This window comes from Agromyces cerinus (assembly GCF_016907835.1).
Classification (GTDB): domain Bacteria; phylum Actinomycetota; class Actinomycetes; order Actinomycetales; family Microbacteriaceae; genus Agromyces; species Agromyces nitratus.
On the sequence record NZ_JAFBCT010000001.1, the window covers coordinates 282,739 to 302,272 of the forward strand.

13 protein-coding genes are annotated in these 19,534 nt (G+C 68.0%); 10 read left to right on the forward strand and 3 right to left on the reverse strand.

What is annotated here, in order from left to right:
- Positions 1 to 4 precede the first annotated feature (4 nt).
- From JOE59_RS01280 to JOE59_RS01290, 3 genes are all read right to left on the reverse strand, one after another.
- A complete protein-coding gene (locus JOE59_RS01280) occupies positions 5 to 859 on the reverse strand; it encodes a spermidine synthase (RefSeq protein WP_204458617.1) in 855 nt (284 codons plus the stop codon).
- 59 nt (positions 860 to 918) lie between these two features.
- Positions 919 to 1,671, reverse strand: coding sequence for a spermidine synthase (locus JOE59_RS01285; RefSeq protein ID WP_204458618.1), 753 nt, complete (start codon positions 1,669 to 1,671; stop codon positions 919 to 921).
- 352 nt (positions 1,672 to 2,023) lie between these two features.
- Positions 2,024 to 2,974, reverse strand: a complete 951-nt coding sequence (locus JOE59_RS01290; RefSeq protein ID WP_204458619.1) for a DUF1214 domain-containing protein — start codon at positions 2,972 to 2,974, stop codon at positions 2,024 to 2,026.
- 624 nt (positions 2,975 to 3,598) lie between these two features.
- Here JOE59_RS01290 and JOE59_RS01295 point away from each other — a divergent pair.
- The 10 genes from JOE59_RS01295 to JOE59_RS01340 all read left to right on the forward strand — a co-directional run bounded on the left by JOE59_RS01295 (position 3,599) and on the right by JOE59_RS01340 (position 19,491).
- Positions 3,599 to 4,792, forward strand: a complete 1,194-nt coding sequence (locus JOE59_RS01295) for an ROK family transcriptional regulator (protein ID WP_204458620.1) — start codon at positions 3,599 to 3,601, stop codon at positions 4,790 to 4,792.
- Positions 4,786 to 6,015 (forward strand): Gfo/Idh/MocA family protein, encoded by a 1,230-nt coding sequence (locus JOE59_RS01300; RefSeq protein WP_204458621.1) that lies wholly within the window; start codon positions 4,786 to 4,788, stop codon positions 6,013 to 6,015. The genes JOE59_RS01295 and JOE59_RS01300 overlap by 7 nt, the downstream gene beginning before the upstream one ends.
- A gap of 66 nt (positions 6,016 to 6,081) precedes the next feature.
- Entirely contained in the window at positions 6,082 to 7,347 is a 1,266-nt protein-coding gene (locus tag JOE59_RS01305) for an ABC transporter substrate-binding protein (protein ID WP_204458622.1), read from the forward strand.
- Positions 7,344 to 8,297, forward strand: coding sequence for a carbohydrate ABC transporter permease (locus JOE59_RS01310; protein ID WP_204458623.1), 954 nt, complete (start codon positions 7,344 to 7,346; stop codon positions 8,295 to 8,297). Before JOE59_RS01305 ends, JOE59_RS01310 begins: the two co-directional genes overlap by 4 nt.
- A complete protein-coding gene (locus JOE59_RS01315; RefSeq protein ID WP_204458624.1) occupies positions 8,290 to 9,126 on the forward strand; it encodes a carbohydrate ABC transporter permease in 837 nt (278 codons plus the stop codon). Before JOE59_RS01310 ends, JOE59_RS01315 begins: the two co-directional genes overlap by 8 nt.
- Positions 9,127 to 9,134: 8 nt before the next feature.
- Entirely contained in the window at positions 9,135 to 10,172 is a 1,038-nt protein-coding gene (locus JOE59_RS01320) for a Gfo/Idh/MocA family protein (RefSeq protein WP_204458625.1), read from the forward strand.
- On the forward strand, positions 10,169 to 11,194 hold the full coding sequence (locus JOE59_RS01325; protein WP_204458626.1) for a Gfo/Idh/MocA family protein: 1,026 nt from the start codon (positions 10,169 to 10,171) through the stop codon (positions 11,192 to 11,194). The genes JOE59_RS01320 and JOE59_RS01325 overlap by 4 nt, the downstream gene beginning before the upstream one ends.
- 320 nt (positions 11,195 to 11,514) lie before the next feature.
- Positions 11,515 to 15,006, forward strand: a complete 3,492-nt coding sequence (gene rpoB, locus JOE59_RS01330; protein WP_179550994.1) for a DNA-directed RNA polymerase subunit beta — start codon at positions 11,515 to 11,517, stop codon at positions 15,004 to 15,006.
- Positions 15,007 to 15,049: 43 nt separating this feature from the next.
- Positions 15,050 to 18,946 (forward strand): DNA-directed RNA polymerase subunit beta', encoded by a 3,897-nt coding sequence (gene rpoC, locus JOE59_RS01335; protein WP_204458627.1) that lies wholly within the window; start codon positions 15,050 to 15,052, stop codon positions 18,944 to 18,946.
- Positions 18,947 to 19,083: 137 nt separating this feature from the next.
- Positions 19,084 to 19,491, forward strand: coding sequence for a hypothetical protein (locus tag JOE59_RS01340; RefSeq protein WP_204458628.1), 408 nt, complete (start codon positions 19,084 to 19,086; stop codon positions 19,489 to 19,491).
- The last annotated feature ends 43 nt before the right edge of the window (positions 19,492 to 19,534 follow it).

Consider the following 19,534-nt stretch of genomic DNA (forward strand, 5'->3'; position numbering starts at 1 on the left):
CGCATCAGGGCTTCGAGAGGAACACCGAGCGCGCGGGCGGCGGCGACGGCACCGCCGTGGCATCGGTCACGACTGGCGCTCCGGCGATGAACCGGCGGAGCTCCTCGCCGTCGACGAGCTTCGCCGGCGACGGGTCGCTCGCGAGGCGGCGGGGTAGGCCCGCGAAGGGCAGCTCGTCGTGCGAGGCGTACATCACGACGTTGCCGAAGCGGCGCCCCTTCAGCATCGACGTGTCGGCGGCGATCGCGAGGTGCTCGAAGACGTGGGCGAGGGTCGCGGCCTGCGATCGGGCGAACGCGAGGCCCGCGCCGTCGGCGACGTTGACGGCGACGATGCCGCCAGGAGAGAGCCTCGGCGAGACGAGGCCGTAGAACTCGGCGCTCGTCACATGCGCGGGAGTGCGTGCGCCGGAAAAGATGTCGACGATCGCGATGTCGACGGCGCCGTCGAGACCGGCCGGCAGCTTCGCGAGCACCTCACGGGCGTCGCCGTGCCGCACCCGCACCTGCGCACCGCGGGGCAGTGGCAGGTGCTCGCGCACGAACTCCACGAGGTCGGACTCGAGCTCGACCACCTGCTGCCGGGAACCCGGCCGGGTCGCCGCCACGTAGCGGGGGAGCGTAAGCGCTCCGCCGCCGAGGTGCACCGCCGTGATCGGCTGCCCCTCGGGTCGCACGAGGTCGACCGCATGCCCGATGCGCCGCACGTACTCGAAGCCGAGCCAGTCGGGGCGGTCGAGTTCGACGTGCGACTGCGGGGTGCCGTCGACGTAGAGGGTCCACGAGCCCGGGGACTGGCGCGACTCCTCGAGCCGGGCGAGGTGGCCGCTGACGGCGAGACGGCGTTCGAGCTCAGACACGGATGCCACGCTACCGCGCGGGCTCGCTCGCGCCGCGCTCGCCGGTGCGGCGGCTCCGATCAGCAGGCGCCCCAGAGCACGAAGTCGAGCCGGTCGCCGTCGAGGACCTCGGCGGGATGCGGCCCGTGGGCGAGCAGGCGTTCGCGGAGGCCCTGCGGCAGCCCGTCGGGCGCGGCGACGAGCACGGCGTTGCCCTCCTCAGCGCCCGAGAGCACGGTCGGATCGCCCGCGACGAGGAGCGCTGCCGCGGGCGCGGCCCGTGCGATCGCACGGGCCTGGCGGCGGAGCCGGCCGAGTCCCGCGGCGTCGGCCACGTTGACGGCGAGCATCCCGCCGGGTGCCAGCAGCTCGAGGCATCCGCTCATGAAGTCGACGGTGTCGACGAACGCCGGTGCCTGCAGGTGCGAGTAGAGGTCGACGACGACGAGGTCGAATCCGCCGTCGAGGGCTCCGATGACGGATGCCGCGTCGTCGACGATGATCTCGATCTGCGCGCCGGTCGGCAGGGGCAACCGCTGGAGCACGGTCTCGAGCACCTCGTGATCGAGCTCGACCACGACCTGCGCGGCACCCGGGCGGGTCGCTGCGACATACCGCGCGAGGGTGAGGGCGCCGCCGCCGAGGTGCAGCACCCGAGCGGGCGATCCGGGCATGCCCGTCGCATCGATGACGTGCCCGATGCGACGCGTGTACTCGAAGAACAGATGCGTGGGGTCGGCAGCGTCGACATGCGATTGGGCCGTGCCGTCGACCAGCAGGGTCAACCCGTGCTTTGAGAAGACATCCGTCTCGAACTCGATGTGCGGCCCCATGCCTGCATCGTGTCACGCGCCGGGCGCTGGTGCCGACGACGATGATGAGGCCGGTGCGGGGTGCCACCGCTAACGCGAGGAGGAACGCGAAGAGGGAGGCGACTGTCTTGCCCGCAGAGACCGACCCGAACCAGAGGGCCAGCTTGCGGGACATCGCGTCGACGATGGAGAGGATCTGTGCCTTCGTCACGAGCCGTTCGATGTCGGCGAGATTCATCGGCCAACCCCTTTCAGAGCTGGTCACCCGAAAGGTCAGCCGAAACGCTGATGATGAAGTCTCTTGACCGATTCTCGACACAGGTCGCTCACGGTCGACGCGTTGAGGGCACCCTCAACGCGTCGACCGTCGCGATCAGGAGGCCGGTTCGATCTGAGGGAATGTCCAGGTGCCGTCGAGGATCTCGGGATGCGGCCGGTACATTCGCACCAGATAGTTCCAGCCCTCCATGAGCGGGAGGGTGTTCGGCAGGCTTCCGTCGCCGCCGAAGCGCACTGTGACCGACCCATCCTCGTTCTTCACGCCGTTGATGTTGTTCACGCTGTAGGCGCCCAACGCGTTCTGTTCGAAGAAACCTGCCGCGTTGTAGAGGCTGATCGACCAGAAGGCGTCCACCGGTACGTCATTGGCCGTGAGCTGGTACGTCCCGACGGGCAGGTGCGGCTCCTCAGCGACGTAGAACGCCTCGGTCTCGGGGAGGCCGCCCCAGCCGGCCGCCGTCCCGAGGCGGTGTTGGGTTGCATCGACCTCGTCCTTGTCGCCGAACATGCCGTGGGTACCGCCTTCGAGTCCCACGCGGCGCAGCTCGTCGAGCACCGCCTCGCGGGTCGCCGTGAACGACGCCTCGTCGTAGTCGGGCATCGTGAACGGTTCGCTCGAGCCGGCGTCGACGGCGAAGCTGTCTTGGATCGCGTGCACGCGGGCGAGGTCGTCGGGGTCGGTCTCGTCGAGCAGCACGCGGGCCCCGAGGGCGGCGTACGGTGTGCCGATCTCCTCGGCTGTCAGGGTGTAGGTGCCGGGCTCGTGGAAGATCCGCTTGATGTAGTGGTCCTCGTCGATGACCATGACCGACAGGTAGCGATCGCCCGACTCCGGCACGGTGAGGCTTACGCCCTTCGAGGCGTCGACGACCGCGAGGCTGTAGAGGGTGTCGCGGTTCATGCGGATGATCGTCTGCTTGTCGATCGGTGTGGGCTGACGGTAGTGGTTCCAGCGGTTCACCCCGCCCGCAGCAGCCTGCAGGCCGGCGAACATCCGGTCGGTCTCGGCTCGCACGAAGTTCTTGTCGTCGACGATGATCGTCATAGTTCCCCCCACCCTGCCGTGGACCATCCACGAGCTCAGGTTGGCTCACGCTATCGCGGTGACCACTGGGACTGAAAGGGATCACCTACTCCGTCTCCTGGTCGGTGCGCTCCGCGTCGGCCATCGGCGTCTCCGCCCGATAATGAGCGGCTGCCGACTTGAACCCGTCTGCGAGCGCATCGAGCACGCCGACTGCAGCCGGGTGTCTTGCAGCAGGCGCAGCAGGGGCGCTTCTGCGTTCGCTCGTGGGTTGGGGGCGGGACGTAGGCGGGCTTCGTCATGCGCGCGGCCGCTCAGAACGGGGTTTCGTCGGCATACCCGGCACGTCCCCACGCCTGTTCGGAGACAGGCTCGGCCGCGGTCGGCGGGGTCGCGCTCCACCCGGCATCCGTTGCCGGCGCGGCGCCACGGTTCGACTGCGCCCGCGTGTATGCGGCGCGCAAATCTGAAACCATCTTGCGTTTTTTTGGCGACTCTTCGAGGCAGCGCGACTCTCGGCGGAGAAAAGTGTTTGACAGACATCCGACCCCTGTGGTTCACTCAACCCCAAGCTATTACGCAAGCCGCTTGCGAAATAGAAGATGCGCCGAAGCATGCCCCTTCGGCGAACCCGAAGGAGCAGCGATGGAGCCCGGCACGCACGAGCACCGCGTCAGCGCACTGCGCCGCGCGAACACGGCGCGCTGCGCCCTCCAGCTGCGCGACCAGGGCCCTGCCGCGGTCTCCGAGCTCGCACGCGCCACCGGCCTCTCCCGGCCCACGGTCGAAGCTGCGCTCGCCGACCTCGCGGCGCGGGGCCTCGTCGCGAACGACGAGATGAACGGGCACCGCGGCGCCGGCCGTCCGGCCAGGGTCTCCCGCTTCGTCGGCAGTGCCGGCTACGTCGCGGGCGTCGACGTCGGCATCGCGGGAATGCGGGTCATCCTCGCCGACCTCGCAGGCACCGTGGCCGCCCGCGTCGAGCACCAGGGGCCGGTGCCGAACGACGGCAGTGCACGCATCGAGGCCGTGCGCCTGCTCGTCGCCGAGGCGCTCCGCCTCGCCGACGCCCCCGCACACCGGCTCGTCTTCGCGCACATCGGCGTCACCGGTCTCGTGCGCGCCGACGGTCGCATCTGGATCTCGCACGGCTTCGCCGACTGGGAGGGCGTCGATGTCGGCGGCAAGCTCGCGGCCCTCCTCGGCTGTCCGGTCACGCTCGACAACGACGTGAACCTCGCAGCGCTCGCCGAACAACGGCTCGGCTCGGCTCGGCTCGCCGACGACATGATCTTCCTGCTCATCGGCAGTCAGATCTCCGCTGGACTCGTGCTCGACGGCAGGCTCCGACGCGGCAGCCACAACGCCGCAGGCGAACTCGGCGACGCGAGTCTCAGGGTTCCCCTCGACGAGCGAGGGCACATCGTCTGGCGTTCAGCGTCGACCGCACGCGGGGTCTTCGAGCTCGCCGACGCGGGCGACGCCGAGGCCATGGCGGAGGTCGACGCGTTCATCGCAGGCATCGCCGACACCGTCGTCGTGCTCGCCCAGACCATCGACCCCGACCTCGTCGTCATCGGCGGTCCGATGTCGCGCGCCGGCGATCGGCTCGTGAAGCCGCTCAATACTGCGGTCGCCGCACTCGTGTCGCTGCCGTTCGCCCCGACGGTCCTCGCCTCCCGGCTCGGCATCGACTCGATCGCCTTCGGTGCGCTGTCGCGGGCGTTCGACCTGAGCTCGGAGCTCGTCTACGGAGTGCACGAGGTGCCGATGCCGGCGCTGCGCCGCCCCGACGGCGGCGACGCGCTCGACTCCAATGGAAAGGACTTCGAATGGTGAACATCGACGGGCCGGGGCATCCGCTCCGACTTGCCGTGATCGGATGCGGCGCGAGGTCGAACCTCGCCCAGCACGCCCCGGCCTCCGGCCTCGGCGAGATCGTCGCGCTGGTCGACCCCGACGCGGCGGCGATCTCGCGCGGCCGTGAAGCGCTCTCGGCCACGGCCGAGGCCTTCACGAGCACCGGCGAGCTGCTTGCATCGGGGCTCGCCATCGACGGGGCCTTCGTGCTCACGCCCGACGACACGCACGCCGACGTCGCCATCGACCTGCTCCGCGCGGGCATCGCCGTCTACGTCGAGAAGCCGCTCGCCACCACCACCGAAGACGCCGACGCCGTGCTCCAGGCGGCCATCGATGCGGGCGCGAAGCTCTACGTCGGCCACAACATGCGTCACATGGCCGTCATCCGCACGATGCGCGACGCCATCGCGCGCGGCGAGATCGGCGAGGTCAAGGCGGTCTGGTGCCGTCACTTCGTCGGCAACGGCGGCGACTACTACTTCAAGGACTGGCACGCCGAGCGTGCGAGGTCGAACGGCCTGCTGCTGCAGAAGGGCGCGCACGACATCGACGTGATCCACTGGCTCGCGGGCGGTTACACGACGCGGGTCGTGGGCATGGGCGGCGACACCCTCTACGGCGGCATCGCCGATCGACGCGACAATTCCGACCGCACGATGCCGGAGTGGTTCAGCCTCGACAACTGGCCGCCGCTCGCGCAGCGCGAACTCAACCCCGTGATCGACGTCGAAGACCTGTCGATGGTGCTCATGACCCTCGACAACGGGGTCTACGCGTCGTACGAGCAGTGCCACTACACGCCGGACTACTGGCGCAACTACACGGTCATCGGCACGAAGGGCCGGCTCGAGAACTTCGGCGACACCGACGGCGGTGTCGTGCGGGTCTGGAACGAGCGTCACGTCTACCGGCCGGAGGGTGACCTCGAGCACCCCGTCGTCGGCGACGAGGGCGGACACGGCGACGCCGACCTGCGCACCGTCACCGAGTTCCTCCGCTTCGTGCGCGAGGGCATCCCCACCGAGACCTCGCCCATCGCCGCGCGCCATGCGGTCGCGACGGCGGCCGCGGCGACGGACTCGCTTCGAAACTCGTCGGAACCCCGCGACGTGCCGGCGCTGCCCTCGGGCGCCGTCGGCTACTTCGAGGGGGCCGGAGACCCGGTCGGCGCGGCGCACACCGCGCCGACCGGTGGGTGACTCCCGTCACCCGCAATCACCTGCACATCGGGCGATCCCGCCCACTCTAACCGGAGGAGAACACCCATGCGCCGCACAGCGCTACTGGCCGGAGTCGCCGCAACGGCGCTCCTGCTCACCGCCTGCTCGTCCAGCGATGGCGGGTCGGCGTCGACCGCCGACAAGGACATGACCGCCGAGATCAACTACGCATTCTGGGACGCGACCCAGGAGGCGGCGATCGACACGATCATCGAGGAGTTCAACGAGGAATACCCGAACATCACGGTCAAGAAGGACGTCACGCCGTACTCGGAGTTCTTCGGCAAGCTCCAGACGCAGGCCTCGTCGGACACGCTGCCCGACGTCTTCTGGATGAACGGCCCGAACTTCCAGCTCTACGCCTCGAACGACAAGCTCGAGCCCGTGACCGACGCGGTCGACCCCGCGAACTACCCGCAGGCGCTCAACGACCTGTACTCGTTCGACGGCACCCAGTACGGCGTGCCGAAGGACTACGACACCGTCGCGGTCTTCTACAACAAGGCCCTCTTCGACCAGGCCGGCGTCGAGTACCCGACCGAGGGATGGACCTGGGACGAGTTCCACGAGAAGGCCAAGGCCATCTCCGACGCGCTGAAGGCCGATGGCGTCTACGGCACCGTCAACGGGCTCTCGGGCGGCCAGGAGGTCTACTACAACACCATCCTCCAGGCCGGCGGCGAGGTCATCTCCGCTGACAGCACCACCTCGGGCTACGACAGCCCCGAGGCGATCGAGGGCCTGCAGTTCGTCGCCGACCTCATCGCCGACGGCTCGGCGCCGACGCTCCAGCAGCTCTCGGACACCCCGCAGAACGTGTGGTTCGTGAACGGCAAATCGGCCATGTTCTGGTCGGGCACCTGGTCGAACGCCGAGCTCCGCGAGTCCGCGATCGTCGACGACATCGAGGTCGCGCCGCTGCCCAAGGACGAGCAGGAGGCCACGGTCATCCACGGTCTGGCGAACGTCGTCGCGAAGTCGTCGAAGAACAAGGCCGCCGCACAGGCGTTCCAGGAGTTCCTCGCCTCCGAGCGCGCCGCGGTGATCCAGGCCGAGGCCGGCGCAGCACTGCCCGCCTACACCGGCACGCAGACGGCCTTCGTCGAGTCCGCGCCGTACAACCTGCAGGTCTTCCTCGACGAGGCCGAGAACTCCTCGTTCCCGTACCCCGTCTCGAAGAACACCGCAGCGTGGAACCAGCTCGAGAACGAACTGCTCCCCGCCGCCTTCTCGGGTGAGCGCCCCGTCGCCGACGTGGCGAAGGAACTGGCCGAGAAGATGAACGAAGCACTGGCCGAAGAGAACGAATGACCTCCTCAGCAGTCCGTGAGGTCGGCGTCGCAGCTCCCGCTGCGGCGCCGGCCCCGCCGGCCGGCCGCGGCAGACGCCGGGGCCGCAGCGACCTCGGCTGGGCGCTCGTCTTCGTCCTGCCGTTGTTCGTGGGCATCGCCCTCTTCTACCTGTGGCCGATCGTTCGCAACCTGTGGTTCAGCTTCACCGAGTGGGGACCCTTCGGCGACTCCGAGTGGGTCGGGCTCGACAACTACATCGAGCTCGCCGGCGACGCCACGATGGGCCGCGCCATCCTGAACACCCTCGGATACACGGCGATGCTGCTCTGCGGCGTGCCGCTCGCGATCTACTTCGCGAGCCTCCTGAACCGCCCGGGACTTCGGTTCGCCAACCTGTTCCGCACCGCATTCTTCCTGCCGTACGTCGCGATGCCCGCCGCCATCTCCATGGTCTGGCGCATCATCTACAACGGCGACTTCGGCATCCTGAACTACGCGCTCTCCCTCATCGGCATCGACGGTCCGGCCTGGCTCTCGACGGAGGGCGTCGCCCTCGTCGCCGTCGCGCTCGTCGGCATCTGGATCTCGCTCGGCTTCAACCTCATCATCCTGTCCGCGGGAATGAAGGGCATCCCCGTCGAGCTCTACGAGGCCGCGTCCCTCGACGGTGCGACGCGGTGGAAGCAGTTCACGACGATCACGGTGCCGCTGCTCACCCCCTCGATCTTCTTCGTCTCGGTGATGACGGTCATCGCGGGCTTCCAGGTCTTCGACCTGCTCTACGCCCTCATGGGCACCCAGAACCCCGCCATCGACAAGACCCAGTCGGTCGTCTACTACTTCTTCACGAACATCAAGACGGGGGACAACGGGTACGCGGCCGCCATCGGCGTCGTGATCCTCCTCCTCGTCGGCATCTTCACGGTGCTCCAGTTCCGACTCCAGAAGAAATGGGTCACCTATGTCTAAGCGTCGCATCGGCGCGCGCGAGTCGAACACGATCGCCTACGTCGTGCTCACGGTCGGGTCGGTCGTCATGATCTTCCCGTTCGTCTGGCAGCTCATCATGTCGCTCGGCACGAACGCCGACGTCATCTCCATCCCGCCGTCGTTCTGGCCGTCGGAGTTCAAGCCCGAGAACTACCTCAACGTGTTCGACCGGGTGCCCTTCCTCAGCCAGTTCTGGGTGTCGGTCGGCATCACGGTGATCCGCACGGTCGGCCAGCTCGTGCTGTGCTCGATGGCCGGCTACGCGTTCGCGCGCATGTACTTCCCGTTCAAGGGGGTCGTGCTCGCCCTGATCCTCGCGATCCTCATGGTGCCGCCGCAGGTCTACCTGCTGCCGCAGTACCAGATCATCCAGGGGCTCGGCTGGCTGAACACCGTGATCGGCATCGCAGCGCCCGGCATCTTCAGCGCCTTCGGCACGTTCATGATGCGCCAGTTCTTCATGGGGCTCCCGCCCGAGCTCGAAGAGGCGGCTCGCCTCGACGGCGCGAACCAGTTCCAGATCTTCTGGAAGATCATGCTGCCGCTCGCGAAGCCCGGACTCTCGGCGCTCGCGATCATCACGGTGCTCTGGTCGTGGAACGACCTGCTCTGGCCGCTCATCGTCGCGACGAGCGCCGAGAGCATGCCGCTCTCCGCGGGCATCGCGACGCTCACGAGCGGACGCACGATCACGGACTACCCGATGCTGCTCGCCGCCGCGATGATGGCGATGGCGCCGGTGCTGATCCTCTTCCTCATCATGCAGCGCCGGGTCATCGACGGCGTCGCATTCTCCGGACTGAAATGAGCGAGCGGATGACGCAGCAGAACGGTTCCCTCCGAGTCGGCCTGATCGGGGCCGGCGCGATCTCCCACGCCCACCTGCCCGGATGGCTCGCGCTCGGCGCGCAGGTCACCGTGTACTCCGAGGCCGGCGCCGAGGCGCTGGCGGAGCAGTACGGACTCGAGATCGCCGGCTCGCTCGACGAGCTGTGGCCGGCGGTCGACGTCGTCGACATCGTCACGCCGACCGCGACGCACGCCGGGCTCGCCCTCGCCGCGATCGGCCACGGCATCGACATCGTGTGCGAGAAGCCGCTCGCCCGCACCGCTGCCGATGCGGCCGCGGTCGTCGATGCCGCGGAGCATGCCGGGGTGCGCCTCTTCCCGGCGCACGTGGTGCGGTACTTCCCCGAGTTCCTCGCGGCGCGCGGCGCGATCGCGGCCGGGCGCATCGGCCGGCCGGCGGTCTTCCGCTTCCGGCGGCAGAGCGCCGCACCGCAGTCGCCCTGGTTCTTCGACGACGCCGTCTCGGGCGGCATCGTGATGGACCAGATGATCCACGACCTCGACCAGGCCGAGTGGCTCGGCGGGCCGGTTCGGCGCGTGTTCGCGCGACTGCGACGCGGCGGCGACGCGGAGGCCCCGGTGGTCGCGGCCCAGGTCGTGCTCGACCACGAGTCGGGGCTGATCAGCCACGTGCACGGCACGTGGGGGAGCCCGGCGCTGCCCTTCTCCTACTCCTTCGACCTCGCGGGCGACGGCGGGGTGCTGCGGTTCGACTCGATGCGCGACGACACGATGCGCTCGGCGCTGCCGCCGATCGACGGCGGGGGATACCTGCCCGAGACGAGCGGGGTCGAGAGCCCGTACTCCGCCGAGATCGCCGACTTCGTGCGGGCCATCCGCTCGGGCGGCGCCGCCCGGGTCGACGGCGCCGACGGCGTTCGCGCCGTGCGCATCGCCGAGGCCGCGCTCGAGTCGATCGAGAGCGGCCTGCCGGTCGAACTCCCACCCGCAGACGAGGCGACGGATGCCTCGACCGACGACGCCCTGATCGGAGCCCGCGCATGAGCAGCTCGACCGAACCGCTGCGCATCGGCATCCTGTCGTTCGCCCACCCGCACGTCGAGGCGTACGCCCGCTCGCTCGTCGAACGCGGCATCGAGGTCGTGGGCACCGACCTCCCGCCGTACGACGCGGGCACGCAGCGCGGCGCAGAGCTCGCCGAGCGCCTCGGCATCGAGTACCTCGACGACGTCGACGCCGTGCTCGCGCGCGCGCCGCACGGCGTGATCGTCACCGCCGAGAACGCTCGGCATCGCGAGCTCGCGATCGCGGCGGTCGCGGCAGGCGCCCACGTGCTCTGCGAGAAGCCGATCGCCACCGAGGTCGGCGACGCCCTCGCGATGGTCGACGCGGCCGCGGCGGCGGGCGTCTCGCTCATGACGGCGTACCCGGTGCGCTTCGCACCGTCGTTCCGCGAGCTCGTTGCTCGTGTGCGTGCCGGGCAGCTCGGCGAGGTCGTCGCCGTCTCGGGCACGAACAACGGCAAGATCCCGCTCGACCGCAGTTGGTTCACGACCGAGGCGGCCGCAGGCGGCGGCGCGCTCGTCGACCACGTCGTGCACTGCGCCGACCTGCTCGACGAACTCCTCGGCGAACCGGCGCAGGAGGTCTACGCGACGGCGAACCGCATCCTGCACGCCGACCGAGGGATCGAGGTCGAGACCGGCGGTGTCGTGTCGATCGCCTACCCGTCGGGCGTCATCGCGACGATCGACTGCTCGTGGAGCCAGCCCGACTCGGCCGCCACCTGGGGCGGACTCACACTCGAGGTGCACGGCACTCGCGGATCGATGCGGATCGACCCGTTCGCCGCGCACATCTCGGGGTACGCCGAGGGCGGCGCGACCTGGGACGCATTCGGCACCGATCTCGACGGGCTCATGATCGACGAGTTCCTCGGTGCGATCCGCGATTCGCGGGCGCCCCGCCCCGACGGCTCGGTCGGGGTGCGCACCCTCGCCATCGTCGATGCGGCGAAGCGGTCGGTGCGCTCGGGAACTCCTGTGGGCGTGCTCGCGACGGCCTGAACGAACGCCGGATCCGGCGCCCCGCGGCATCCGCTCATCGACACGATCGTGAGCCGCAGCGGGGTGCCGTTCCGCGTTTCGGGGGTGCCGGATCGTGGTTATACCGGAGATTCGCAGACAAATCAAGAATCGACTGGACACGGCGCGTCTGGCGACATATAGTTAACCTTTGCGCTCCCAGACCCACCATGCCTTCATATTGCGGTCGGCTTCTGTGCGTGTCGAGATCCTGAGGTCTCCGGCATCCGCACTCGTCTGAGGGGTTCCACTCTCCGCTACCGACAGTGAACCGGCCCGACGGGGCCATGGAGGTTATTCACTTGGCTGCTGCGCGCAACGCGACCACGCCCACCCCCAAGAACGGACGCGGTGCAAGCCGTCTCTCGTTCGCCAAGGTCACCGACACCCTCACGGTACCCGACCTGCTCGCTCTCCAGACGGAGAGTTTCGACTGGCTCGTCGGCAACGAGGCGTGGAAGACACGCCTCACCGAGGGCAAGGCCGCCGGACGGCAGGACCTGCCTGAGACCACCGGTCTCGAGGAGATCTTCGAGGAGATCTCCCCGATCGAAGACCTCGGTGAGACCATGCAGCTCTCGTTCACGAACCCTGAGCTCGAGCCTCCGAAGTACACGATCGACGAGTGCAAGGAGAAGTCCAAGACCTACTCCGCACCGCTGTACGTGAACGCGGAGTTCATGAACCACCTCACGGGTGAGATCAAGACGCAGACCGTCTTCATGGGCGACTTCCCGCTCATGACCCCCAAGGGCACGTTCGTGATCAACGGCACCGAGCGCGTCGTCGTCTCGCAGCTCGTGCGTTCGCCGGGCGTCTACTTCGAGCGCACCCCCGAGAAGACCTCCGACAAGGACATCTACTCGGCACGCGTCATCCCGAGCCGTGGTGCATGGCTCGAGTTCGAGATCGACAAGCGCGACCAGGTCGGCGTCCGCATCGACCGCAAGCGCAAGCAGAGCGTCACCGTCTTCCTGAAGGCCCTCGGCCTCACCTCCGAGGAGATCCTCGAGGAGTTCGCCGGCTACGAGTCGATCGCCCTCACCCTCGAGAAGGACAACATCCTCACGAAGGAAGAGGCGCTCAAGGACATCTACCGCAAGCTCCGTCCGGGCGAGCAGGTCGCTGCCGAGGCCGCGCGTGCGCTCCTCGACAACTTCTACTTCAACCCGAAGCGCTACGACCTCGCGAAGGTCGGCCGGTACAAGATCAACAACAAGCTCGGTCTCGAGGCTCCCCTCACCGACTCGGTGCTGACGGTCCAGGACATCGTCGCCACGATCAAGTACCTCGTCGCGCTGCACGACGAGCGCACCACCCTGCCCGGCCGCCGCGCCGGCAAGGCGGTCGACCTGCGTCTCGACGTCGACGACATCGACAACTTCGGCAACCGTCGCATCCGCGCGGTGGGCGAGCTCATCCAGAACCAGGTCCGCACCGGCCTGTCCCGCATGGAGCGCGTCGTCCGCGAGCGCATGACCACGCAGGACATCGAGGCGATCACCCCGCAGACCCTGATCAACGTGCGACCCGTCGTCGCCGCGATCAAGGAGTTCTTCGGCACGTCGCAGCTGTCGCAGTTCATGGACCAGAACAACCCGCTCGCGGGCCTGACCCACAAGCGTCGCCTCTCGGCGCTCGGCCCCGGCGGTCTCTCGCGCGACCGCGCCGGTGTCGAGGTCCGAGACGTCCACCCCTCGCACTACGGCCGCATGTGCCCGATCGAGACCCCGGAAGGCCCGAACATCGGCCTCATCGGCTCGCTCGCATCGTTCGCGCGCATCAACTCGTTCGGCTTCATCGAGACGCCGTACCGCAAGGTCGTCGCCGGCAAGGTCACCGACCAGATCGACTACCTCACGGCGTCTGAAGAGGACGACTACATCGTCGCCCAGGCCAACGCGCCGCTGAAGAGCGACGGTCACTTCTCCGAAGACCGCGTCCTCGCCCGTCAGAAGGGCGGCGAGGTCGACCTCGTTCCCGCCGACCTGATCGGCTACATGGACGTCTCGCCGCGCCAGATGGTGTCGGTCGGCACGTCGCTCATCCCCTTCCTCGAGCACGACGACGCGAACCGCGCCCTCATGGGTGCCAACATGCAGCGTCAGGCTGTGCCGCTGCTCCGCAGCGACTCGCCGCTCGTCGGAACCGGCATGGAGGGCTACGCGGCCATCGACGCCGGTGACGTCATCACCGCCGACAAGGCCGGTGTCGTCGCCGAGGTCTCGGCCGACTCGGTCACCGTGCAGCTCGATGCGGGCGGCACGCAGACCTACTTCCTGCGCAAGTTCGACCGCTCCAACCAGGGCACGTCGTACAACAACCGCGTGCTCGTGAACGCGGGCGACCGTGTCGAGGTCGGCGAGGTCATCGCCGATGGTCCTGCGACCGACAACGGCGAGCTCGCGCTCGGCAAGAACCTCCTCGTGGCGTTCATGCCGTGGGAGGGTCACAACTTCGAGGACGCGATCATCCTCAGCCAGAACCTCGTGAAGGACGACGTGCTCTCGTCGATCCACATCGAGGAGTACGAGGTCGACGCCCGCGACACGAAGCTCGGCAAGGAGGAGATCACCCGTGATCTCCCGAACGTCAGCCCCGACCTGCTGGCCGACCTCGACGAGCGCGGCATCATCCGCATCGGCGCAGAGGTCCGCCCCGGCGACATCCTCGTCGGCAAGGTCACGCCGAAGGGCGAGACCGAGCTGTCGGCCGAAGAGCGTCTGCTCCGCGCGATCTTCAACGAGAAGAGCCGCGAAGTGCGCGACACCTCGCTGAAGGTGCCCCACGGTGAGCGCGGCACGATCATCGCCGTCAAGGTGTTCGACTCGCAGGACGGCGACGACGAGCTCGGCTCGGGCGTCAACCAGCGCGTGGTCGTCTACATCGCCCAGAAGCGCAAGATCACCGAGGGCGACAAGCTCGCCGGCCGCCACGGCAACAAGGGCGTCATCTCGAAGATCCTCCCGGTCGAGGACATGCCGTTCCTCGCCGACGGAACTCCGGTCGACGTCATCCTGAACCCGCTCGGCATCCCGGGCCGCATGAACTTCGGCCAGGTGCTGGAGACCCACCTCGGGTGGGTCGCCAAGCAGGGCTGGAAGGTCGACGGCAGCCCGGTGTGGGCCAAGAAGCTCCCCAAGGAAGCACACGAGGCCGCTCCCGGCACTAAGGTCGCGACCCCGGTGTTCGACGGCGCGCTCGAGGAGGAGATCGCGGGTCTGCTCGACTCGACGCTCCCCAACCGCGACGGCGAGCGACTCATCGACTCGTCCGGCAAGACGCAGCTCCTCGACGGTCGCTCCGGCGAGCCGTTCCCGTACCCGGTCTCGGTCGGCTACATGTACATCCTGAAGCTGCACCACCTCGTCGACGACAAGATCCACGCGCGTTCGACGGGCCCGTACTCGATGATCACCCAGCAGCCGCTCGGTGGTAAGGCGCAGTTCGGTGGACAGCGATTCGGTGAGATGGAGGTCTGGGCGCTCCAGGCCTACGGCGCCGCATACGCGCTGCAGGAGCTCCTCACGATCAAGTCCGACGACATCCTCGGCCGCGTCAAGGTGTACGAGGCGATCGTCAAGGGCGAGAACATCCAGGAGCCCGGCATCCCCGAGTCCTTCAAGGTGCTCATGAAGGAGATGCAGTCGCTCTGCCTGAACGTCGAGGTGCTCTCGGCCGACGGCACCGCGGTCTCGCTCCGCGACACCGACGACGAGGCCTTCCGCGCTGCGGAAGAGCTCGGCATCAACATCTCCGCGCGCTTCGAGTCGTCGAACATCGACGAGATCTAAGCCTGGCCAGTAGACGATTACAGAGACTTTCCAAGGAGAGAAATTGCTCGACGCAACGACTTTTGACGAGCTTCGCATCGGCCTGGCCACCGCAGAGGACATCCGCAAGTGGTCCTACGGTGAGGTCAAGAAGCCTGAAACCATCAACTACCGCACCCTGAAGCCCGAGAAGGACGGTCTGTTCGGTGAGCAGATCTTCGGCCCGAGCCGCGACTGGGAGTGCGCCTGCGGCAAGTACAAGCGTGTCCGCTTCAAGGGCATCGTCTGTGAGCGATGCGGCGTGGAGGTCACCAAGTCCTCCGTGCGCCGTGAGCGCATGGGCCACATCGAGCTCGCCGCTCCGGTCACGCACATCTGGTACTTCAAGGGTGTGCCCAGCCGTCTCGGCTACCTGCTCGACATGGCGCCGAAGGACCTCGAGAAGGTCATCTACTTCGCCGCCTACATGGTCATCGACGTCGACGACGAGGGTCGTCACGCCGACATGCCCGGCCTCGAGAACGAGCTCCGGCTCGAGATCAAGACCATCGGCGACCAGCGCGATGCCCGCATCGCGACGCTCATGGCTCGCAAGGAGGAGGAGCTCGCCGCACTCGAGGCGGAGGGCGCCAAGTCCGACCAGAAGAAGCGCGCTGAAGCCGCCGCCGACAAGGAGATGACGCAGGTCCGCAAGTCGGGCGACGAGCAGGTCGCGCACCTCGAGCGCGTGTGGGAGGACTTCCGCACCCTCAAGGTCGGCGACCTCAAGCCCGAGGACTCGGTCTTCCACGAGCTCCAGGACCGCTTCGGCATGTACTTCGACGCCTACATGGGCGCCGAGGCCATCAAGAAGCGCCTCGAGGCCTTCGACCTGGCCGCTGAGGCCGACGACCTGCGCCTGCAGATCGCCGAGGGCAAGGGCCAGAAGAAGATCCGCGCGATCAAGCGTCTGCGCGTCGTCAGCTCCTTCCTGCAGACCGGCAACTCGCCGGCCGCGATGGTGCTCGACGTCGTGCCGGTGATCCCGCCGGAGCTTCGTCCGATGGTCCAGCTCGACGGTGGCCGCTTCGCGACCTCCGACCTCAACGACCTCTACCGTCGTGTGATCAACCGCAACAACCGTCTTCGTCGTCTGCTCGACCTCGGTGCCCCCGAGATCATCGTCAACAACGAGAAGCGGATGCTGCAGGAGGCCGTCGACGCACTGTTCGACAACGGCCGCCGCGGTCGCCCCGTCACCGGTACCGGCAACCGCGCCCTGAAGTCCCTGAGCGACATGCTCAAGGGAAAGCAGGGTCGCTTCCGCCAGAACCTGCTCGGCAAGCGCGTCGACTACTCGGGCCGTTCGGTCATCGTCGTCGGCCCGCAGCTGAAGCTGCACCAGTGCGGTCTGCCCAAGCAGATGGCGCTCGAGCTGTTCAAGCCGTTCGTGATCAAGCGCCTGATCGACCTGAGCCACGCTCAGAACATCAAGGCCGCCAAGCGCATGGTCGAGCGTTCGCGCCCCCAGGTCTGGGACGTGCTCGAGGAGATCATCCGTGAGCGCCCGGTTCTGCTGAACCGTGCACCCACGCTGCACCGCCTCGGCATCCAGGCCTTCGAACCGCAGCTCGTCGAGGGCAAGGCCATCCAGCTCCACCCGCTCGTGTGTGCTGCGTTCAACGCGGACTTCGACGGCGACCAGATGGCCGTGCACCTTCCCCTCTCGGTGGAGGCGCAGGCCGAGGCCCGCATCCTGATGCTCGCCTCGAACAACATCCTGAAGCCGTCCGACGGCCGTCCGGTGACCCTGCCCACGCAGGACATGATCATCGGCCTGCACCACCTGACGACCGGCAAGTCCGGCGCCGCAGGTGAGGGTCGCGCGTTCTCGTCGATCGCCGAGGCCATCCTCGCCTTCGACCAGAACCGTCCGGGCGACTTCGCGCTCGACCTCGGTGCCACGGTCAAGATCCGTCTCGAGGGCCTGCACTTCGCCGAGGGCGAGACCCCCGAGGACTTCGTTCCCGGCAAGCCGTACCTGCTCGAGACGACCCTCGGTCGCGCCCTCTTCAACGAGGCGCTTCCGGTCGACTACCCCTACGTGAACGCGCAGGCGGGCAAGACGCAGATCTCGGAGATCGTCAACGACCTCGCCGAGCGCTACCCGAAGACCGAGGTCGCCGCGACCCTCGACCGCATCAAGGACGCCGGCTTCAAGTGGGCGACCCGTTCGGGCGTGACCGTGGCACTCTCCGACATCCTGACGCCGGCCAACAAGGGCGAGATCGTCGCGAAGTACGAGAAGCAGGCCGCCAAGGTCCAGGGTCAGTTCGAGAAGGGTCTCACGACCGACCTCGAGCGCCGCCAGGAGCTCATCCAGATCTGGACGAAGGCCACCGACGAGGTTGCCGTCGCGATGCGCGAGGCGTTCCCCGAGGACAACACGATCAACCGCATGGTGTCGTCGGGTGCTCGTGGTAACTGGCTGCAGATCCGCAACATCGCGGGCATGCGAGGCCTCGTGAACAACCCGAAGGGTGAGATCATCCCTCGCCCGATCATCTCGAGCTACCGCGAGGGTCTCTCGGTCGCCGAGTACTTCATCGCGACGCACGGTGCCCGTAAGGGTCTGGCCGACACGGCCCTCCGTACGGCCGACTCGGGTTACCTCACGCGTCGTCTCGTCGACGTCTCGCAGGACGTCATCATCCGCGAGGAGGACTGCGGCACGACCAAGGGCCTCGAGCTCCCGATCGCGACGACGGATGCCTCGGGCGAGCTCGTCCGCGACCCGAACGTCGAGAACGCGGTCTACGCCCGCAGCCTCGCCGCCGACGCGGTCAACGCCAAGGGCGAGGTCGTCGCCGAGGCCGGTGAAGACGTCGGTGACGTGCTCATCGACAAGCTCATCGCGGCTGCCGTCGAGACGATCAAGGTGCGCTCCGTGCTCACCTGCGAGTCGGCCGTCGGTGTCTGCGCGAAGTGCTACGGCCGTTCGCTCGCGACCGGCAAGCTCGTCGACATCGGCGAGGCCGTCGGCATCATCGCGGCCCAGTCGATCGGTGAGCCCGGCACGCAGCTGACGATGCGTACCTTCCACACCGGTGGTTCGGCCTCGGCCGACGACATCACGCAGGGTCTGCCCCGCGTGCAGGAGCTCTTCGAGGCGCGCACCCCCAAGGGTGCATCGCCCATCGTCGAGGCCCCGGGTCGCATCACGATCGACGAGACCGACAAGCAGCGCAAGGTCATCCTCACGCCCGACAACGGCGACGAGCCGATCGCGTACAACGTGCTCAAGCGTTCGACCCTCCTGGTCGAAGACGGACAGCACGTCGAGCTCGGCCAGCAGCTGATCGTCGGCACCGTCGACCCGAAGGAGGTCCTCCGGGTCAAGGGTGTGCGCGAAGTGCAGAAGCACCTCGTCAACGGCGTGCAGGACGTCTACCGCTCGCAGGGTGTGCCGATCCACGACAAGCACATCGAGGTCATCGTGCGCCAGATGCTGCGCAAGGTCACCGTCGTCGACCACGGCGACACCGACCTGCTGCCCGGTGAGCTCGTCGACCGCCTGAAGTACAACGGCATCAACCGTGCCGCGCTGACCGAGGGCAAGAAGACGGCGTCGGCTCGCCAGGAGGTCATGGGTATCACCAAGGCCTCGCTCGCGACCGAGTCGTGGCTGTCGGCCGCGTCCTTCCAGGAGACGACCCGCGTGCTCACGCAGGCCGCCATGGAGGGCAAGTCCGACCCGCTCGTCGGCCTCAAGGAGAACGTGATCATCGGAAAGCTGATCCCCGCCGGCACCGGTCTGCAGAAGTACCGGAACGTCGCGGTCGAGGCGACCGAGGAGGCGAAGGCGGAGCGGTACCCGAACCGCATCTTCACCGACGACGCCGCGTTCACCGAGGGCGACCTGAGCTTCGTCGACTTCGACGCGTTCTCGAGCGACGACTTCACCCCCGGCAACTACAGCTAGTCAGCCGATACGACAGCAGGGCCCCGGAGCGATCCGGGGCCCTGCTTCGTTTCCGGGCGAGCCGCGGCGACGACAGCGGGTTCGGGCGACGTTACGATCGCTCGAGACGCCGATGTCGCCGATCCGAAGGGCCACCGATGACCGATCACACCCCGCCGCCTCCCGCGGCATCCGGGGCGAATGCTCGACCGGCTCTGGTGCGGCGCCCGCAATTCTGGACCGCCGTCGAGCTGCTCACGTCCGCCTCGGCCATCACCTGCAAGTGGGGCAACCCGGCCGGCGGGTCGGATCGCGGACTCACGACCAACGTCGCCCACGTCACCGAAGAGCAGGCCGCAGCGATGATCGCCCACTTCGGCGAGAGCGGCTACAGCTGCTACGAGGAACTCCAGGGCACCCGGTGCGTCAGGGAGACGCCGCCGAGCGTCGACGGACAGGCGGGGGAGTCGCACTTCATTCGCGACGACGTGTGGATCGCGACGCACTGGGTGAACGCCGGCCCCGACAGGTACACGCACGACATCGTGGCCGCGATCTTCGGCTGAGCGAAGCGCCGCGCGCGCTCCCGGATTACGGTCCGATGCGTTG